Annotated in this window: 1 pseudogene; it reads right to left on the minus strand. The window is 39.9% G+C overall.

The window, feature by feature from the left end:
* Nucleotides 1–42: 42 nt before the first annotated feature.
* Nucleotides 43–823: pseudogene (locus AB4512_RS23480) on the minus strand (IS630 family transposase); the annotation flags it as partial.

Here is an 823-nt window from a genome sequence, read left to right on the forward strand (position 1 = left end):
CGCCTCAGCAGAAGTTCTGTTTTTTTATACCAATTCCATTAATTAACTTACCAATCGAGTCCAATCTCTAAAGCAGAGGGATTGGACTCTGCGTTTATCTTCACAAAAACTGTTCCAAGCATTGCATACTGAGTTCACTATATCGTTATAGTTTTCAAAACACCTATTCGCTAACTTGTATTGTCGAAGCCATTGCCAAACTTGTTCTATCGGGTTTAATTCTGGTGAATATGGCGGGATATGGATTATCGTGATGTTCTTAAAATGATTGGCTAAATGTGCTTGATGCCAGCTCGCTTGATCCATAATAACCACGGAATGTTTACCTCTAGGGGTCGCCGTTGAGATTAATTCAAGATGCTTCGTCATTGCTTCCATGTTGCTTAACGGTGAAACAATAGCTTCAGCTTCGCCTGTATTGATACAAACGGCTCCAAACAAATAAGCGTACTCAAATTGTTGCTGTTGAACGGCTCTAGGTCGAGTTCCTTTTTCTGCCCAAATCTTGGTTGTGGTATTGCGTTGACCAAATCTAGCTTCATCTTGAAACCAAACAAGCACTTCTTTTAAGTGGATATGCCCAGGGATCTTAAGGATCGTTTCTATTGGGAATTTTTTTAAAAGATTCTTGAGCTTCTTCTGATTGTTTTGGGTGCTTTGAACGTGTCGTTATCCAACTCAAATTAAGTTCATGCAGTAAGCGGTATACACCGGATGGCTGGTAAGATATATCAAATTCATCAAGGATGAATTGTGTGATGTCACTCCCTTGTAAGCGCCCACCCTCAGGTTTTATTGCATTTGAAGTGACGTATTCTTTAAG

It is taken from the genome of Vibrio sp. 10N.222.52.B7 (assembly GCF_041474275.1).
GTDB lineage: Bacteria > Pseudomonadota > Gammaproteobacteria > Enterobacterales > Vibrionaceae > Vibrio > Vibrio crassostreae_C.